Annotated in this window: 15 protein-coding genes; 11 read left to right on the forward strand and 4 right to left on the reverse strand. The window is 69.4% G+C overall.

Annotated elements, in window-relative coordinates; genetic code table 11:
- Positions 1–108: 108 nt before the first annotated feature.
- Positions 109–876 (reverse strand): VTT domain-containing protein, encoded by a 768-nt coding sequence (locus AC1DDH_RS08375; protein WP_476849009.1) that lies wholly within the window; start codon positions 874–876, stop codon positions 109–111.
- Between the two features lie 114 nt (positions 877–990).
- Here AC1DDH_RS08375 and AC1DDH_RS08380 point away from each other — a divergent pair, with 114 nt between their 5' ends.
- Together AC1DDH_RS08380 and AC1DDH_RS08385 are read left to right on the forward strand one after the other, a co-directional pair.
- On the forward strand, positions 991–2,007 hold the full coding sequence (locus AC1DDH_RS08380; RefSeq protein WP_476955223.1) for a 3'-5' exonuclease: 1,017 nt from the start codon (positions 991–993) through the stop codon (positions 2,005–2,007).
- A 199-nt stretch (positions 2,008–2,206) separates the two neighbouring features.
- A complete protein-coding gene (locus tag AC1DDH_RS08385; protein ID WP_476955250.1) occupies positions 2,207–2,749 on the forward strand; it encodes a DUF4395 domain-containing protein in 543 nt (180 codons plus the stop codon).
- A gap of 453 nt (positions 2,750–3,202) precedes the next feature.
- On the opposite strand, the gene AC1DDH_RS08390 is transcribed toward AC1DDH_RS08385, so the two are convergent.
- On the reverse strand, positions 3,203–4,375 hold the full coding sequence (locus tag AC1DDH_RS08390; protein WP_476873168.1) for an ADP-ribosylglycohydrolase family protein: 1,173 nt from the start codon (positions 4,373–4,375) through the stop codon (positions 3,203–3,205).
- Between the two features lie 184 nt (positions 4,376–4,559).
- Between AC1DDH_RS08390 and AC1DDH_RS08395 the strand changes: the two genes are divergently transcribed.
- The 6 genes from AC1DDH_RS08395 to AC1DDH_RS08420 all read left to right on the forward strand — a co-directional run bounded on the left by AC1DDH_RS08395 (position 4,560) and on the right by AC1DDH_RS08420 (position 12,423).
- Positions 4,560–4,916: a YidH family protein gene (locus AC1DDH_RS08395; RefSeq protein ID WP_018775740.1), complete on the forward strand. Its 357-nt coding sequence runs from the start codon at positions 4,560–4,562 to the stop codon at positions 4,914–4,916.
- On the forward strand, positions 4,913–5,254 hold the full coding sequence (locus AC1DDH_RS08400; RefSeq protein ID WP_230012221.1) for a DUF202 domain-containing protein: 342 nt from the start codon (positions 4,913–4,915) through the stop codon (positions 5,252–5,254). The genes AC1DDH_RS08395 and AC1DDH_RS08400 overlap by 4 nt, the downstream gene beginning before the upstream one ends.
- A 193-nt stretch (positions 5,255–5,447) precedes the next feature.
- Positions 5,448–6,452: an MIP/aquaporin family protein gene (locus tag AC1DDH_RS08405; protein WP_476955224.1), complete on the forward strand. Its 1,005-nt coding sequence runs from the start codon at positions 5,448–5,450 to the stop codon at positions 6,450–6,452.
- A gap of 82 nt (positions 6,453–6,534) precedes the next feature.
- Complete coding sequence (locus AC1DDH_RS08410) at positions 6,535–7,716, forward strand: exonuclease SbcCD subunit D (RefSeq protein ID WP_476857503.1); 1,182 nt, start codon at positions 6,535–6,537, stop codon at positions 7,714–7,716.
- A complete protein-coding gene (locus tag AC1DDH_RS08415; RefSeq protein ID WP_476955225.1) occupies positions 7,713–10,811 on the forward strand; it encodes an AAA family ATPase in 3,099 nt (1,032 codons plus the stop codon). The genes AC1DDH_RS08410 and AC1DDH_RS08415 overlap by 4 nt, the downstream gene beginning before the upstream one ends.
- Before the next feature lie 166 nt (positions 10,812–10,977).
- The gene (locus AC1DDH_RS08420; protein WP_476955226.1) at positions 10,978–12,423 is read left to right on the forward strand and encodes an MFS transporter; all 1,446 of its coding nucleotides are present in this window, start codon (positions 10,978–10,980) and stop codon (positions 12,421–12,423) included.
- Positions 12,424–12,463: 40 nt separating this feature from the next.
- Here the strand turns inward: AC1DDH_RS08420 and AC1DDH_RS08425 are convergent, their stop codons facing one another.
- On the reverse strand, positions 12,464–13,180 hold the full coding sequence (locus tag AC1DDH_RS08425; RefSeq protein WP_476955227.1) for an IclR family transcriptional regulator: 717 nt from the start codon (positions 13,178–13,180) through the stop codon (positions 12,464–12,466).
- Positions 13,181–13,379: 199 nt separating this feature from the next.
- Here AC1DDH_RS08425 and AC1DDH_RS08430 point away from each other — a divergent pair, with 199 nt between their 5' ends.
- From AC1DDH_RS08430 to AC1DDH_RS08440, 3 genes are all read left to right on the forward strand, one after another.
- Complete coding sequence (locus AC1DDH_RS08430; protein WP_230008910.1) at positions 13,380–13,916, forward strand: flavin reductase family protein; 537 nt, start codon at positions 13,380–13,382, stop codon at positions 13,914–13,916.
- A 51-nt stretch (positions 13,917–13,967) separates the two neighbouring features.
- A complete protein-coding gene (hpaB, locus tag AC1DDH_RS08435; RefSeq protein ID WP_223915967.1) occupies positions 13,968–15,422 on the forward strand; it encodes a 4-hydroxyphenylacetate 3-monooxygenase, oxygenase component in 1,455 nt (484 codons plus the stop codon).
- A 159-nt stretch (positions 15,423–15,581) separates the two neighbouring features.
- A complete protein-coding gene (locus AC1DDH_RS08440) occupies positions 15,582–16,937 on the forward strand; it encodes an MFS transporter (protein WP_476858811.1) in 1,356 nt (451 codons plus the stop codon).
- 138 nt (positions 16,938–17,075) lie between these two features.
- On the opposite strand, the gene AC1DDH_RS08445 is transcribed toward AC1DDH_RS08440, so the two are convergent.
- On the reverse strand, positions 17,076–17,903 hold the full coding sequence (locus AC1DDH_RS08445; RefSeq protein WP_476848875.1) for an alpha/beta fold hydrolase: 828 nt from the start codon (positions 17,901–17,903) through the stop codon (positions 17,076–17,078).

Below are 17,903 nucleotides of genomic sequence, written 5' to 3' on the forward strand. Positions count from 1 at the left end.
GTTAACTGCTGCGTTCACTGCGGCACTGCATTTACTGAGGCGCTGCGCTACATTTACTGCGGCACTGCATTTACTGCGGCGCGGCGCTGCATTTACTGCGGCGCTGCGCTACGGGGTCCGGCGTTCTTCTTCCGGCTCGTGCTCTTCGATGAATTCGTCCACGACGTCGGTGCCGTACTTCTCGGCCTGGCGCTTGGCGATCGTGCCGCGGACAACCTCGATGGCGATCGGGATCACGGAGACCAGCACGATGGCGATGAAGATGATGTCCAGGTTGTCCTTGACCCACGGGACCTTGTCCCCGAGCAGGTAACCGAGGAGGGTGACGCCGCCGCCCCACAGCACCGCGCCGATCACGTTGTAGGTGAAGAATTTGCGTTTGCTCATCTGCGCGACGCCCACGATCACCGGGACGAAGGTGCGGATGATCGGAACGAACCGGGCCAGGATCAGGGCCTTGCCGCCGTGCTTTTCGAAGAACGCATGCGCACTATCCACGTTTTCACGCTTGAACAGCTTGGAGTTGGGCCTGTTGAACAGGGCAGGTCCCGCCTTGGACCCAATCAGGTAGCCCACCTGGTTGCCGATGATCGCGGCGACGATGATCAGCGCGGTCAGGACCCAGATGTTGACCTGGATGGTGCCGGTGGCCACGAGCAGCCCGGCCGTGAACAGCATGGAGTCCCCAGGCAGGAAGAATCCGATCAGCAGCCCGGTTTCGGCAAAGATGATGCCGCAGACCAGCAGGACCACCCACGGCGCGAAGGCCGGATTCGCCAGGAAAACCTGGGGGTTGAGCCAGTCCGGCAGGAAGGAGGCCAGGTGCGGCTGGACGGGGCCGGCGCCGCCAAGGGCGGACACGGCGAGGTCGCTCATTGCTAGTACGTTCACCTGTTAAGGGTACTTGACGGCAGGCTGCAGGCCCGGGGGCCGAGCCCCGCGGGCCGGTCCGGTGCGGGAGGGTCCGTCCGCGGGCGGTAAAGTTGGGCCGTGACTTTGGACTTTACGGCGATCGACTTTGAGACCGCGAACGGCTTCCGCGGTTCACCGTGCGCTGTTGGCCTGAGCAAGGTCCGTGGCGGCGTCGTCGTAGAGGAAGCCTCCTGGCTCATGCGGCCACCGGAAAACCATGACACATTTGATCCCCACAACGTCCGGATCCACGGCATCCGGCCGGACCAGGTGGCTGGACTGCCGCGGTTCGGGGAGTTGTTCCCGGAGATCGGCGCGTTCATCGGCGGCGACGTGCTCGCGGCCCACAATGCAGGGTTCGATCTCGGTGTGATCCGCTCCGGCCTGGAGGTGTCCGGGCTGTCCGGACCCGCCTACGACTACGTCTGCACAGTGATATTGTCCCGGCGCTGCTACTCCCTGGTGTCGAATTCCCTGCCCTACGCCGCCGAGGAGGCCGGGGTCCCGCTGCTCAACCACCACGATGCCGCCGAGGACGCCCGCGCCTGTGCCGGCATCCTGATCGACATCGCGGCCCGCAACGGGGCAGCAAGCATCTCGGAACTTTACCTGTCCCTCGGCCTGACGGTGTCCCACCAGCCGGCGTTCGACCCCCGGCGCGACCCGCTGTCCAAGGCCACCCTGGCCGCCATGGAGGCGCTCGCGGGGGGAACCGCCGGCTCGCCCCCGGGCCGGCGCTTCGTGGCCGGCTGGCCGGAGGAAGGCCCCAACCCGGCCCCCAACGCCGCCGCCAGCCCCGACCACCCGCTGTTCGGCCAGACCGTGGTGTTCACCGGCGAACTGGCAATTCCCCGCCCCGAAGCAAAGGTCCGTTCCGCAGAGCTTGGCGCCAGGCCTGAAAGCCGGGTGACGGCCCGTACCACCGTTCTGGTGGTGGGCGACGGGTTTGTGGCCGCGGACCTGCGCTCCGGCCGGTTGACCGGCAAGGCGCGCCGCGTCCTGGAACTGCACGAACGCGGGCAACGGATCGAGGTCCTGTCCGAGGGCGAATTCCTCCAGATGGTCGGCGGACATCTGGCTGCCGCACCTGCCTGACCCGGTCCTGGCTGACGGGTCCTGCCTGATCCGGTCCTGGCTGACGGGTCCTTTCTGCCCGGGTCCTGCCTGACCCGGCAGTCACACGGCGCAACAATCATTCCTCCCACTGCGCGCCCGCTCGTAGCCTTGGCGGATGAGCAAACCCACGGATGCACAGGCCCCCACAGCGCCGGCCAAGTCAGCGCCGCCGGCGTCAATGCCGGCGGACTCGGCGTCGTCGGCGCCCGCGAAGTCAGCACCGGCGACGCGCGGAATTGATTGGCATCGGGTGTTCGCGTTTCCGAACCCGGTGAATGAGTACTCCGCCCGCATCACCGCAGCCCTGGTGGTGGCGCTGTCCGCCGTGACCCTGCTGACCGGTTTCGGCTGGGGGCTCGCCGTCATCGCCGCCGGGTTCTGGCTGCGCGTGCTGTTCGGTCCCCGGATCTCGCCCCTAGCCCAGCTCTCGGTCAAGGTCCTGACGCCCTGGCTTGGGCGGACCCGTCTCGTTCCCGGACCGCCCAAGCGGTTCGCCCAGGGCATCGGCGCTGCCGTGTCGACGGCGTCGGCGGTGCTGCTGGCCGCCGGCCTCGCGCCGGCGGCGTGGGTGCTGCTCGCCGTGCTGATCGCCGCCGCGTCCCTTGAGGCCTTCGCCGGGTTCTGCCTCGGCTGCACCATTTTCGGCTTCCTGCAGCGCCGCGGGCTCATCCCCGAGGACGTCTGCGAAGCCTGCAACAACATCTCGCTCCGCGGCGCCTAGGATTCGGGGCGCTTAGGTCCGGTGCGCCGGGGCTCCGCCGAAGCGGTCGGGTTCCGCCGAGGCGGCCGCCAGGGACGGACATGTCCTCCGGAGGCTAGGACGGGTGGACATAGTGGCAATATGTCCAGTCGCCGCCGCCGGAGATGGGCATGTCCTGAGGATGCCGCGGCCAGGGATGGACACGTCCTTCGCAGCGGGGGCGACCGGACATGTCCTCCGGAGGCTCTGACGGGTGGACAAAGTGGGAATATGCCCAGTCCTAGCCGCCAGAAATGGGCATGTCCTGAGGATGCAGCGGCCGGGGATGGACATGTCCTTCGCAGCGGGGCGGTACGGGGCATGTCCCGCGGACAGGCCGGGCCGCTGCTTCCGGGCGCAGCCGGCTGCGCTGCGCAAATGCCGGAGACTCGACACCTGGCGTGCACGGGCCCGGCCGAGTGTTGCCGGCCGAAGCTATGAGCCAGTGACGGCGGCCAGCTTCGACGCCATGCCCCGGATGACCTCCGGCGCCTGAAGGGCCGCCAGCCAGTCTGCCGGCAGGCACCGCTCGCCGTAGAACGCGCCCAGGATGTTCCCGGCGATCGACGCCGTTGAATCGCTGTCCCCGCTGTGGTTCACCGCCAGCGCGATCGCGGCACGGAAGTGGGCCTGGGCGGGATCGGCCTCGGCAGCGCCGGCGTCCGCCGTCCCCGTTCCTGTCCCGGTTCCCGGGGCTGTGGCCAGCACGGCGTACAGCGCGACGGCAAGGGCTTCCTCGGCCACCCACCCCTCGCCGAGTTCGCCGACCAGGCCCTCGGGGCTGAGCACGTCTCCGCCGGGCAGGTCTCCGGCCAACCGCAGGGCCGCCTCCAGCCGTGCCACCACCTCCGGATCCGGATTTTCGCCCTTGCGCAGGATGCCGCCGAGCAGCTGCCCGAGGGCCGATTCCGCCGCTTCGCGCAGCCCGTGGCCGGAGGACAGGGCATGGATGAGAAGGCTGAAAACTCCGGCGCTCTGCCGTGCCGCGGGGTGGCCGTGCGTCAGGGACGCGGCATCGGCGCTGAGCTTATAGACCGTTTCCGCTTCGAGGTGGGGGATCAGGCCGAAGGGCGCCGACCGCATCACGGTGCCGCAGCCCTTCGAATCCGGATTGACCGGCCGCTTCACGGTACCCATCTCGCCCGTGGCGAGTCCGCTCAGGCACGCGTCGCCGGGTGAGCGCCGGCTCTTCAGGACATCCTGGGCATCGATCCAGCGCGGCGGCTGGAACGGGGCCGACGCCGGCACGGCGACGCCCTGGGTGCCCAGCCAGCGCAGGTACGCGAGCCACAGGCACGCGTTGATGTCCGCCGCCACGCCGTCGTTGGCCCATTCCAGCGCCTCGAGGAGGCCGTCGGCGGTGTACAGCGTCATTTGCGTGTCGTCCGAAAACGGGCTGCCGGCGTCGAGCGCGGAAAAATCCTGCAGGCCCGCGGGGCCGAACCGGGCCCGGATGGCGGAAATGCTGTCGAACTCGACGGCGTAGCCCAGCGAATCTCCGAGCGCGCCGCCCAGCAGGCAGCCGTGGATGCGCGAGCCGTGGGCAGGGGAGTGCGGCTGGCCGGGTGTTGGGGCGGGTGCGGGGCTGGTCCCGGGCTCGGTGCTCATGCCCTCAAATTTACCCGGCGCTGCACCGCACCCCGCAATGCCGGCGCCCGCCGGGGACTTAGCGCCGCCGCCTGGGGGCCGGGCGGCGGCGGATGCGGAAGGCCGGTAGGGTGCTGGTAGGACCCGTCCAGCGGTCAGACGAGGCAACCGCCGGCGCCGTACCGCCGGGCAGCGGAGGAAACGAATGCGCGAACCAGCGTGGCGGAAGACCGGGACCACCCCCGACTACAGGTTCTCTCTGGCCAACGAGCGGACCTTCCTGGCCTGGATCCGCACGTCCCTGGCCCTGATTGCCGGAGCCCTTGCGATCGACCAGCTGGCCCCGGAGATCGCGCCCGGACCCGTGCGGATCGTGTTGTGCGTCATCCTCGCGTTCCTGGGCGCGGGCCTGGCCGCCCTGTCCTACCACCGGTGGGGTCTCATGGAGGCTGCCATGCGGAACAACAGGGAGCTGCCGTTCTCCGGAGTGATGCTGGTGATGACCATCGGCGTCGCGGCTGCGGCCCTGGTGTTCGCGGTCCTGATCCTGGTGGCGCGGTGAGGCCAGCTGCGGCCAGGGACCCCGGGCTGCAGCCCGAGCGGACCTCCCTGGCCTGGCGCCGGACGTTGCTGGCCCTCATCGTGGCGGACCTGCTGGTCTGGCGCAGCTGGGCGCTCGCAGGATCCCGGGGCGGCGTTGTAGGTCCCGTTGATTTCCTTGGCATCTGCGCGCTGGCCGCCATGGCCGCGACGCTGGTCCTGGGCGTGTGCGTGCTGGTCCGCGGGCGCGAGCTCCGGCGGTCCAACGCTGCGCCGCCGGCGACGCTGCTGCGCTGGGCCGCCGCCGCCGTCGTGGTCCTGGCCGCCAGCGCCGTAGCCGCGGTGGCCCTGGGGCACTGAACTGAGGCACTGAGCCGGGGCCCGGAACGGGCACCCAGCCGGAATCCAGCCAACATCCAGATTGCGCTGGCAGACTGCTGGCGGACCCATTCTCCCAGGCGGCCGAGGCCGCCCCGGACCACGAACCCGGCGGCGGTCCAGCGACGCCGCAACTGCAGCCCCTGGGCGCGCCGCCAGCAAAGGAATCCTGACCATGACCCTGCTTGTGCCAGCCCCAGACTCCGTTGACGTCCAGCCACCGGCCGCCAGCGACGTCCCGCCCCGGCCCGGGCTCGTGGCCCGGCTGTCCGCCGAGGCCCTGGGGACCCTGATCGTCGTGGTTGCGGGCCTGGGCGTGCCGCTCTTCACCATTCCGCAGTCGAGCCCGCTGCCCGCCGCCCTGGCCGCCGGCCTGGCCCTGACGGCGGCGATGCTCGCCGTCGGTTACGTCTCCGGCGGCCACTTCAACCCTGCCCTCACCGTGGGCAACGCCATCGCCGGCCGGATCCGGCTTGCCGACGCCGCCGCCTACATCGGCGCGCAGCTGGTGGGCGCCGTGCTCGGGGCCGTCGCCCTGTACGGCGTCCTGCGCACCGTGCCGACCATCAACGACTCCCAGGGCGCGTTCGCCACCGTGGCCGCCGGATTCGGCGAGCACTCGATCATCCAGGTGCCCATGGCAGGCGTCCTGCTCGTGGAGGTCCTCGGCACGGCACTGCTCGTGGCCATCTTCCTTGCCACGACCGCCCGCCGGAATCCGGCCAGGGCGGCTGCGCCCTTCGCGGTCGGCCTGACGACGGCGATGCTCCTGCAGTTGGGCCAGGCCCTCGGCAATGTGCCGTTCAACCCGGCCCGGGCAACGGCGGCGGCCATCTTCAGCGGCCCGGACGCGCTCGGGCAGCTGTGGCTCTTCTGGGTGGCACCGGTGGTCGGTGCGGCCATCGCCGGGCTGGTTTTCCGCGGCTTCGTGCAGTCGGCCCGGACCAGTGGACAGGCCAGTGACGCTGCCACTGCCGCGGTCACCGCCCAGCCCGCCGCCCAGCCCGACGGAAAGCCCACCGCCCAGACCGACGGAAAGCTCACGGAAGCCGATGTGGATGGCGCCGATTTCGATGACGCCGGGCTGGCCGAGGTCACGGCCACCACCGCTTCTGCTTCGGCCGTCCCCGCCGGCAACGACGAGGCCCGCAGCTTCTTCGACCGCAAGGGCGGGAAGTAGCCACTGCTGACCACTTTTAACCTCCGTCACACCTCCGGGGTGGTGGCGCAAGAGTGTCGGTGGCAGCCGATACCGTAGGAATATGCGGTTATTGCACACCTCCGACTGGCACTTGGGCCGGTCCTTCCACGGCATCGGCATGCTGGATGCCCAGCGCGCCTTCATCGACCAGCTCGTGGCGTTTGTCCGGGAAGAGAGCGTCGACGTCGTCCTCATCGCCGGGGACGTCTATGACCGCGCACTGCCGGGCGTCGACGTCGTCGGCCTGCTGGATGACGCCCTGGTGCGCCTCACCGGGGCCGGCGCCGAAGTTGTGTTGACCAGCGGCAACCACGATTCCGCCATCAGGCTGGGGTTCGCGTCGCGGCTGCTCGAGCGCGGGGGAGTGCATTTGCGCACACGGCTGAATGAACTGGACGTTCCCGTGCTCTTTCCGCTCGGGGACGATGCCGGGAATGAGGCAGCGCCGGTGCTCGCCATCTACGGGATCCCCTGGCTGGAGCCCCGGCTCGTCGCCGAGCAGCTGGGCGTAGAGACCGCGAGCCACTTCGAGGTCACCCGCGCCGCCACCGAACGGATCCGTGCCGACGTGCGGCAGCGGAGTCAGACCCGGACCGTCCATTCGGTGGTCCTGGCGCACACCTTCGCCAGCGGCGGCATCAGCTCCGACAGCGAACGGGATCTGAGCATCGGCGGCGTCGGCGCGGTCCCGCTGGATCTCTTCGACGGCTTTGGCTACACCGCACTGGGCCACCTGCACGGCAGGCAGGAGCTCTCGCCGGCAGTGCGCTACTCCGGCTCGCCGCTCGCGTATTCGTTCTCGGAGGCGAAGCACAGGAAGGGCAGCTGGCTCGTGGAGGTCGACGCCGAGGGGATCGGCGGCGTGCGCGAAGTGCTCTGGGACGCGCCCCGGACCCTCGCCGTGCTCCGCGGGAAGCTGGATGACCTACTGGAGTCGGAGGACTTCGCGTGGGCCGAGACCGCCTACTGCCAGATCACGCTGACGGACGAGGCCCGCCCGGCCCAGGCGATGGACCGCCTGCGGGCACGGTTCCCCGACACCCTGGTGCTCGGCTTCGATCCCGATGGTCCCGGCGCGGCGCCCAAAGCCAGCTACAGCAGCCGGCTGGCCGAAGCCGGGGACGACCTCTCCGTCTGCTGCGGATTCCTCGAGCACGTCCGGGGCAGGCCGGCTTCCGACGCCGAAGCCGCAGTCCTCGCCGAGGCGCTCGACGCCGTACGCCTGGAAGGAGTGTCCCTGTGAGGATCCACCGCCTGGAGATTTCCGCGTTTGGCCCGTTTGCCGGCACGGAGCGGATCGACTTCGACCGCCTGAGCGCACACGGGCTCTTCCTGCTGAACGGCGCCACCGGCGCGGGCAAGACCAGCGTCCTGGACGCCATCTGTTTCGCCCTCTACGGATCGGTTCCCGGGGCCCGCCAGGACGGAAAGCGGCTGCGCAGCGACCACGCGGCGGCCGCCGCCGAACCGCGCGTCACCTGCGAATTCTCGGCCAAGGGCCGGCACTTCGAAGTCTCCCGCACGCCCGCGTGGGACAAGCCGAGTGCCCGGGGCCGGAACGGCTTCACGGTCCAGCAGGCCAACACGCTGCTGCGCGAACGCATCGACGGCGCGTGGGTGGAGAAATCGGGCCGGAATGATGAGGCCGGCGCCGAGATCACCGACGTCCTGGGCATGAACCGGGACCAGTTCACGCGCGTGGTCATGTTGCCGCAGGGGGACTTCGCGGCGTTCCTGCGCTCCAAGGCATCCGACCGTCTGGAGCTGCTGCAGAGCCTGTTCGGCACCCAGCGCTTTGAAGCCGTGGAACAGGAACTGTCCCGGCAGGCGCAGACCGCCAAGGCCGAGGTCGCCAACCTCAACGCGAAGATGGACCTGCTGCTGGCACAGGCGGAGTCCGAAACAGCTGCGCTCGAACTCGACCCCGACGGCGCCCCCGGCCGGGACGAGCCCGATGCCCTGTTGGCCTGGCTCGACGCCGCCGCGGCAGCCGCCGCGGAGGGCCGGCGCAGCGCTGCCGCGGGAGCCGAGAAGCAGGCCGACGATCAGGCGTCCCTGTTGGAGGCGGCGAACGCGCGGGCCAACCGCCACGCCAAACTCGCCGCCGCGGAACAGCGGCGGATCGACGCCGACGCCGCCGCCCCCGTCCTGGCGGGCAAGGCCGTCACACTGGGCCTGCACCGCCAGGCCGAAATGCTCGGCGGCCAGTTGCAGGCGGTCGAAAGCGCCGCGGCAGCCGAGGACCTGGCAGGAACGGCCCTGCTGGAGGCCGCGCGGCAGCTGCGGTCCGCGGCCGCCACGGACCCGGAGCTCGCCGGGCAGGACGTCCTCGACGCCGGCGCCCCCACCGCCGACGACGACGCTGCCGACCCCGTCCGGGCGGGTAAATCCGTCATGTTGGACAGCGCGGCCGTCCGCGGAACCCTCGCCCGGCTGCGGTCCCTGCACGCCGTGCTCACCGAACGTCTGCCCGACGAAGCCCGGTTCCTCGGGCTGACCCAGCGCGGCAGCCGGCTGCGCCTGCAACTGCAGGAGCTGGAAAAAGGACGGCTTGCCGGCACCGCCGCACTGGACACCCTGCGCACTGAGTCGGCGGCCCTGTCCGCCGGCATCCGCCCCCTCGAGGAGCTGGCCGCGGAAGTCCAGTTGCGCACCAAGGAGGCCACGGCAGCGGACGAACTCGTGACCATCGTTGGCCGCTTCCTCGCCGCCGAGGCCGAGTGCGCGGCAATCTCCGGACAGCACACCGCGGCCCTCAGCACGCACCAGGACCGGAGGCAGCACTGGCTGGACCTCCGTGAGCAACGGCTCACCAACGCCGCCGCCGAGCTCGCCACCCAGCTCCTGGCCGGGGTCCCATGTCCTGTCTGCGGCAGCCCTGAGCACCCGGCACGTGCCCCCGCGGCAGCCTCCGCCCTGGCCGTCGCCGAGGCCGAGAAAGCCGCGCAACTGGCCAGCGACACGGCAGAAGAAGCCGTCGCCGCCCTAGGTCGTGAGCTCGCCGGGGCCCAACAGAACGTCGCCGTCCTGGCCGCGCAGGGCGGCAACACACCTGCCGGGGAAGCCCGTGAGGAGGCAGCCTTGGCCCGGGAACGGGCTGATGACGCCGTCCGCGCTGCCACGGACCTTGCTGCGAGCCGGGCGCGGATGGCAGAACTCGAAGCGGTGATCGCCGACGCAGAGCGGGCGCAGGCCGACGCCGCCTCCGGCATCGTGCAGACGCAATCGACGATCGCCGAAATCGACGAACAGGCACAGGCCCTCGAAGCCACCCTGGACAAGCTGCGCGCCGGCCACGCGACCCTCGAACAGCGGATCGCCGCCCTGACGGCAACCACGGCGGTCCTGGAGCACGCCGACGCCGCACACTCAGCCCACGAACAGGCTGCCGCCCGCACCGCGGAGGCACGCCGGCACCTTGAAGTGGCCCTTCCCGGAGCCGGTTTCAGCACCGAAACCGCGGCGCGGGAAGCGCTGCTGGCAACGCCGGTGGCAACAAGCCTTGAAACGGCCATCCGGGTCGGACAGGACGAGGCCGCCAGGATCCAGGAACTGTTCGCCGGAGAGGACCTGGCCCTGGCGGCAGCCGAGCGGGCCGCCGGGGACATCGTCAGCGACGCCGCCCTCGAGGAGCTCAGGACGGAATCGGCGGCGGCTGAACGCAAAGCCCGGGAAGCCGTGCTTGCGGCCGGGCTGGCGGAAAACTCGCTCCGGATACTCGGGCGCATCGCCGGTGACTACGCGGACCTCGCTGCCGCCGGCAGGGAACCGCGGGACCGGGCCGCGATGCTCACCGCCGTCGCCGACGCGGCCAAGGGCGGCGGAGACAACACCTATCGCATGAGCCTGAACAGCTATGTCCTCGCCGCCCGGCTCGAGCAGGTGGCCGTCGCTGCCTCCGAACGCCTGATCGGTATGAGCGATGGCCGCTACACGCTGCAGCACACCGACGCCAAGGCAGCACGCGGCGCGAAGTCCGGCCTTGGCCTGGAGGTCGTGGACGAGTGGACCGGCCAGCGCCGGGACACCGCCACCCTCTCCGGCGGCGAGTCCTTCATGGCCTCACTGGCGCTGGCCCTTGGGCTGGCGGACGTCGTGCAGCATGAGTCCGGTGGCGTGGACATCGAGACCCTCTTCGTGGACGAGGGCTTCGGCAGCCTCGACGAACAGGCGCTGGAACAAGTCATGGACGCCCTGGAAAGCCTCCGCGACGGCGGCCGGGTGGTGGGGCTCGTGAGCCACGTCGCCGAAATGAAGCAGCGCATCGGCACCCAGCTCCAAGTGGTCAAGGGCCGCAGCGGCTCCACCCTGCACATCAGCGACGACACCCGGGCCTGAGCCGGTCCCAGAGTGGGCCCCGGGACCGGTCCCGAGGCCCACTCTGGTCCCGTCCCGAGGTCTGGTCCCAGGGCCGGCGTCCCGGGATCGGGTATCATTGGTCTGTTACCGGGTCGCGCGCATCGGGAGGAGGGACGATGCGCAGTATTTAGCGAACCCGGAAACCATGAACCCTTCACCGTCTTCTTTGGGGTCTACTCTTGACGCCCCAGTGCCGCAGACCTACGCGCTGCCGGCCACCGCAATTTCGACCGACGCTCTGCCTGCCCCGTCGCCCGCAAAGGGCGGCCGCTACGCGCAGCTGCCGTTGCTCGCCGGCCGCAGCTTCATCCCCCTCGGGCTCTTCGCCCGCCTGCCGCTTGCCATGCTGACAGTCGGCGCCCTGACACTCGTCACCGCCGTCACAGGCTCGTACGCCGTGGGCGGCGCCGCGGCCGGCGCCGTCGGCATCGGTTCAGCACTCGGTGCCCCCGTCCTCGGCGTCCTCGCAGACCGGCTCGGCCAGCGCCGCGTCCTGCTCGTATCCGCCATCGCCAACACCGTGGCCATCGTTGCCCTGATCCTCACGGCCTACCTCATCCCCGGGGTCCACGACCTTGCCGCCGCGGTGCCCGTGCTGGCCGCGGCCTTCGTGGCCGGGGTGAGCTGCCCGCAGGTCGGTCCGCTGGCCCGCGTCCGCTGGATGGCGCTGACCTCCCGGACGTCCGGCTCCGGAACCCGTGCGGCCGGAAACTCCGCGGACCTGGACACCGCCCTTTCCTATGAGAGCACCGCGGACGAGCTCACCTTCGTGCTCGGCCCCGCACTCGTCGGAATCCTCGCGAGCCTGCTCGCGCCGTGGCTGCCGCTGGCCCTCGCTGCAGCACTGACCGTGGTCCTCGTACCCGCCTTCGCCGTCCACCCCACGCACCTCGCGGTCGTCCGCACAACGAAACGCCGGCCCGCCGGTCCGGCCGCAGGCCACGCGGCCGGCCCGGCGCCCACGACGGCGGGGGACAACCACGGGGAAACCCGCACGGCAGCCCAGCGGGACAAAACCTTCGCCGCCGTCGCCCTCCCCGTGCTGGCGATGGTGTGCATGGGCACGTTCTTCGGCTCCACCCAGACAGCCCTGAGCTCTTTCTCCGCCAGCTTCGCCACCTCCGAACTCGCGGGCCTGCTCTACGCAGTCATGGGACTGAGCTCTGCCGCGGCCGCCCTCTCGGTCGCGTACTGGCCCCGGCGCTTCACGGTGAACGCCCGCTGGATTGCCTGCGCGGCCCTGATGGCCGGCTTCGCATCGCTGCTGTTGCTGCCCTCGACGGCGCTGCCCATGGTTCTTGTACTGCTGGTCCTGGGCCTGCCCGTTGGTCCGCTCATGGTCACTGTCTTCGCGATCGGCGGCCTCGTGGCCCCGGCCGGAAAGCTCGGCACGGTCATGACAGCCCTGGCCAGCGGCATTGTGGCCGGCACCGCGCTCGGATCCTCCATCGCCGGACAGCTGGCGCAGAACTTCGGCTATTCGACGGCCTTCCTGGTTCCGGTGTGCGCCGCCACGGCGCTGTTCCTGCTCGGAACGGCAGCCGCCGTCGTACTCCGGCAACGCGGGAAGAAGACGGCCGCGGCCGCATAGACCCCGACGGGACAGAGCTGCTGCGGGACGGGGCGCGGGCTTAGCCCAGCTGCGCCTCGATGCGACGCGCCGCCTCGGTCAGGGCCGCTGCGACCTCGTCCGGATCCTGCGCGGCGCGGATATAGACGACGGCGAGGGCGGCCGGACGCCCGCCAGGCACACGCAGCGGCACCGCAATCGAGGACACCCCGGGGATCACCTCGTCATGGCTGGCGGCATAGCCGCGGCGCCGGGCCTCGGCCGCCTCGGACCGGTACGGGATGCCCGGGACCAGGGCCCGCCACTCCTGCTCCGGGAAGGCTGACTGGATCGCAATGCCCGGCGCCCCTGCGCTGATGGGGTGCCGCGACCCCGGGTGCTGCACCACCGCGGCGCCGCTGTGCCGCGGATCCACGGTCACCAGCGTCACGCACTCCTCCCGGTCCCAGACCGCCACGAAGGCGCTCATGGTCAGGGTGTTGGCCAGCTGGGTCAGTTCCGGCAACGCCGCCGACTGCAGGTTCCGGGAGACCCCGCGGGCCAGGACCGCGAGGCCCGGGCCGGGCTGGACGCGGCCGCCATCGTCACGAACCAGCAGCGAGTGGTCCTCGAGCGTGCGCAGAATCCTGTAGGCCACGGAGCGGTGGACGCCCATGGCGTCGGCGAGTTCGGCAATGGTCAGCGGCTGCTGGGCCTCGGCGAGGATCTCCAGCGCCCTGATACCACGGGACAGCGTCTGGGACGGGGAAGCCTGGGCGGCGCCGGCATTCGGGGTCATGGGGTCCATCCTAGGTGCGGGGTTACTGGACGCCGGGCTCGCCGGGCTACCCTTGTGTTCCGGCTCATGGTCAGCTAGCGTTCTATATGGGAACTGTTTGTTCGATTATAGAACACAATACAGAACTCGACTATAGAACACGGCTGATCCAAAGCACACCCACACCACGGTCGGGAAACGCAACGAACGCAAGGGATCAATGATGATTGCCACGCCGCGCGGCCACGCCGGGGGCGCCCAGGGCCCCCTGTCGGCACCGCGGGCCAACCACTTCCGGGGCAGCCTCGGCAGGTTTGCCACCGGCGTCGCGATCGTGACCTTCGACGGGGCCACGAAACGCCACGGCATCACCGTGAACTCCTTCACCTCGGTCTCGATGGACCCTCCGCTGGTGCTGGTGAGCATCGCCCGCACGGCCAGGGCCCACGACGAGCTCGCCGGCCGGCCCTTCACCGTGAATATCCTTGGCGCCGAGCAGCGGTACCTGGCCTTGCACTTCGCCGGCAGGCCCGGGCCCGAGCCGCTGTGGGTGGAGGGGAAGACCGCGCCGCGGCTGTCCAATGTCCTCGCCTATTTCGAATGCAAGCCCTGGGCGGCGTACGACGGCGGCGACCACACCCTGTATATCGGCGAGGTGGTGGACTTCAACTACCGCAACGGCGATGCCTTGGCCTTCGCCAACAGCGCCTTTACCACCATCCCCGAAAGCCAGCTGGGCATGGAGGATCTGCTCTAGCGCCACATTCCTTCCCGGCAATTCAGCTCAACGACGACTGGAGGACGACCAATGGGTATCCGTACCGGACGGCAGTACCTGGACAAGCTCAATGCCATGACGCCGCACGTGGTGATCGACGGCGAGGTGGTCAGCGAGAAGATCGCCGAGCACCCGGCCTTCCGCAATGTGGCCCGCTCCTACGCCAGGCTCTTCGACATGCAGCATGATCCGCAGTACCAGGAGGCGCTCACTTACGCCTCACCCAGCACCGGGGACCTGGTCAGCGCCTCCTTCCTGGTGCCGAAGACCGTCGAGGACCTCCAGCGGCGGCGCCGCGCCATCTCCACCTGGGCCGAGTCCTCCAACGGCTTCCTTGGCCGGTCCGGGGACTATATGAACTCCGCGCTGACCGCGCTGGGCACGGCGGGGAAGTGGTTCGCGCAGGCGGATCCGAAGTTCGGCGAGAACATCCGCAACTACTACGAGTGGGCCCGGGAAAACGACGTGCTCGCCACCCACACACTCATCCCGCCGCAGGTCAACCGGTCCGTCTCCGGGTCGGAGCAGCTCGGCGGCCAGCTCTCGGCCCGGATCGTGGAGGAGCGCGGGGACGGGATCGTCATCCAGGGCGCGCGCATGCTCGCCACCATCGCCCCGATCGCCGACGAACTGCTCGTGTTTCCGTCCACGGTCCTGCGGGGCACCCCGGAGGACGCCCCCTACTCTTACGCGTTCGCCATCCCCAACGACGCCCCGGGCCTGCGCTACCTCTGCCGCACCTCGCTGTACAACGGCGGCAGCACCCACGACGAGCCGCTGGCCTCCCGCTATGAGGAAATGGACGCCGTAGCGGTTTTTGACCACGTCTTCGTGCCCAACGAGCGCATCTTCATGCTGGGCCACCCGCAGCTGTGCAACAGTTTCTACACCGAGACCGGGGCCGGCGCGCTCATGACCCACCAGGTGGTCACCCGCACGATCGCCAAGAGCGAGTTCTACCTGGGCCTGGCATCGGAACTGGCCGAATCGATCGGCATCGACGGATTCCAGCACATCCAGGAGGACATCGCAGAGCTGATTATCGACGTCGAAATCGGCAAGGCCCTGGTCCGCGCGTCCGAGGCCGACGCCGGACTCAACGACGCCGGCGTCATGCTGCCGAAGTGGTCCACCCTGAACGCCGCCCGCAACTGGTACCCGAAGATCGCCCAGCGCTTCCCGCAGATCATCCGGAAGTTCTCGGCGTCGGGCCTCATGGCCCTGCCGGGGGAGGCGGACGTCAACAGCGAGGCCCGGGAGGATATCGAGCTGTACCTGCAGGGCAAGACCCTGACCGGCCCCGAGCGGGTCCGGCTGTTCAAACTGGCCTTCGACGCCTCGATCTCCGGGTTCTCCGGGCGCCAGTCGCTCTACGAGTACTTCTTCTTCGGAGACCCCGTCCGCATGGCCGGCGCCCTGGTCAACACCTACGACCGCGAGCCGGTCCGGGCCAGGGTCCGCGAGCTGCTCAACCGCACCGACTGACCCGCGGAAGACACTTTCCGGGAACATGTGTGCCTTATCACATCTTTCGTAGTAGTATTCAGGATACTAACTGACCGTTCGATCAGTAATTCATGAGGCATCAGTTATCCACTTCGCACCCACCCGGGCAGTACCTCTGCCCCCAGCAACGGAGTTCCAATGACCGTAACTTCATCCGTAGATTCCGAGGCGGGTCCCAGCAGCAAACACGAGGAACGCAAGGTCCTCGCCGGGACACTGGTCGGCACCACCATCGAGTGGTACGACTTCTTTATTTTTGCCCAGCTGACAGCAACGCTGCTGTCGCCGCTGTTCCTGGCCCCGCTGAACGCCTCCAACCCTGGCCTGGCGCAGATCCTGTCCTTCGCCCTGATCGGCATCAGCTTCCTCTTCCGCCCGCTCGGCGCGATCGTCGCCGGCCACCTCGGCGACCGCCTCGGCCGCAAGGCCATGCTGGTCTTCACCCTGATCATGATGGGCGCCGCCACGGCCCTGATCGGCATGCTGCCCACCTATGCGCAGATCGGCGTCTGGGCCCCGATCCTCCTGATCCTGCTCCGCGTCATCCAGGGCTTCTCCGCCGGCGGTGAATGGGGCGGCGCCGCCCTGATGGCCGTGGAGCACGCTCCCAAGAGCAGGCGCGGCCTGTTCGGCGCCTACCCGCAGATCGGCGTTCCGGTCGGCATGATCCTCGCGACCGGCCTGCTGTACTTCCTCAACACGTCCATGTCCAAGGAAGACTTCGCATCCTGGGGCTGGCGTGTGCCGTTCCTGCTCTCCATCGTGCTGATCGTGGTCGGCTACCTGATCCGCCGGGCAGTCGCTGAGAGCCCCGTCTTCAAGGAGATGCAGGACCGCAAGGAAGAAAGCAAGGCGCCCCTGGGCGAGCTGCTCCGCAAGCACAAGAAGGCTGTCCTCTATTCGACGATGATCTTCATCGGCAACAACGCTGCCGGCTACCTGCTGATTGCCTTCTTCATCTCCTACGCCACCAAGACGCTGAAGATGCCCACCCCGCAGATCCTGCTCGCCACGACGCTGGCTTCCTTCGGCTGGCTGATCTTCACCCTGGTCGGCGGCTGGCTCTCGGACAAGATCGGCCGCGTCAAGACGTTCCTGATCGGCTACGGCATTGTCTTTGCCTGGATGATCCCGATGTTCGCCCTCATCGACACCAAGAACATTGTGCTCTACGGCGTCGCGCTGTTCGTCCTCACGGTCGGCCTGGGCCTGTCCTACGGCCCCATGTCCGCCATGTACGCCGAGATGTTCCCGCCGGAGGTGCGCTACTCGGGCATCTCGATCGGCTACGCCTTCGGCGCCATCCTCGGCGGTGCGTTCGCGGCCACCATCGCGGAAGTCCTCCTGCAGGGCACCCACTGGACCGGCTCCATCGGCATCTACATCATGATCCTCTGCGTCATCTCCGCCGTCGGCGTCCTGCTGGCCGGGGAAACGAAGGGCCGCCCGCTCGGCGTCGCGCACCACGCGCCGGCCGAAGCCGCAAAGCACTAGCAACCAGGCAAGCACGAGGGGCGCGGACCGCAAGGTCCGTGCCCCTCTGGGTTAAAGAGCAACGCGGGGTCACTTCGCGCCCATCCAGATCATTCGGATGGGCCGTAAGTGACCCCGCGTTGCTTGTGTGAGGCGGGTTTAGACGCCCAGGAAGCTGATGGCGCCTTGCTTGAAGGCGCGGCTGGTGATGGCGTTGGTGTGGTTGCGGCCCGGCAGCACGAGCTGTTCGACCATGCCGCCGGCCTTGGCGCCCAGGGCGGCGAGCTCCGGCATGGTGGCGGCCCGGTCGTCGTTTTCCCCCGCCACCAGGAGCATCGGCATGTGGGGGACCGCTTCGGCGGGGTCATACGGCTCGGTCTTGATTGCCTCGACCAGGGACAGCAGCGCGAAGATGTTGTTGCTGGGCAGCAGCATGGCCATTTTCAGCAGCCCGGCGGTCGACTCGTCCGCGATCGGCGTGCCGTCGGCCAGGTACCGCTGCGCGGCGATCAGGTCGAAGTCCGCCAGGGGGTCGGCGACGTTCGGGCCGCCCAGGACCAGCCGGTGCACCAGCTCGTGCTGCGTGGCCCCGAACTCCCAGGCGAGCCGGGACCCCAGCGAATAGCCGATCACGTCGAGCCCGCTGGACGGGTCCCCGTCGCGCAGCGGCCGCGCGCCGGCGTCGAAGACTATCTGCAGCAGGTCCGCACGGATCCGGCTGGGGGAGTAGGAGTCCATGTCCTCCGGGGCGCCGCTGCGGCCGTGGCCGGGCAGGTCCACGGTGATGACGCGCCGGCCGGCTTCCAGGAGCGCGGTGAGCCAGCCGCTGTCTTCCCAGTTGAGCTTGGAGGAGGAGGAGAAGCCGTGCAGCAGCAGGACGGGACGGAACCCGGCGTCGTTCTGGGGCTCATGCACCTGCACGTACAGCTGGGGGTCGGTGCCCTCAACGGTGTGCGAATGCTGCTCGCCGGTGTGTCTGCCGCTCAT

The organism is Arthrobacter sp. 10T425 (assembly GCF_056393985.1).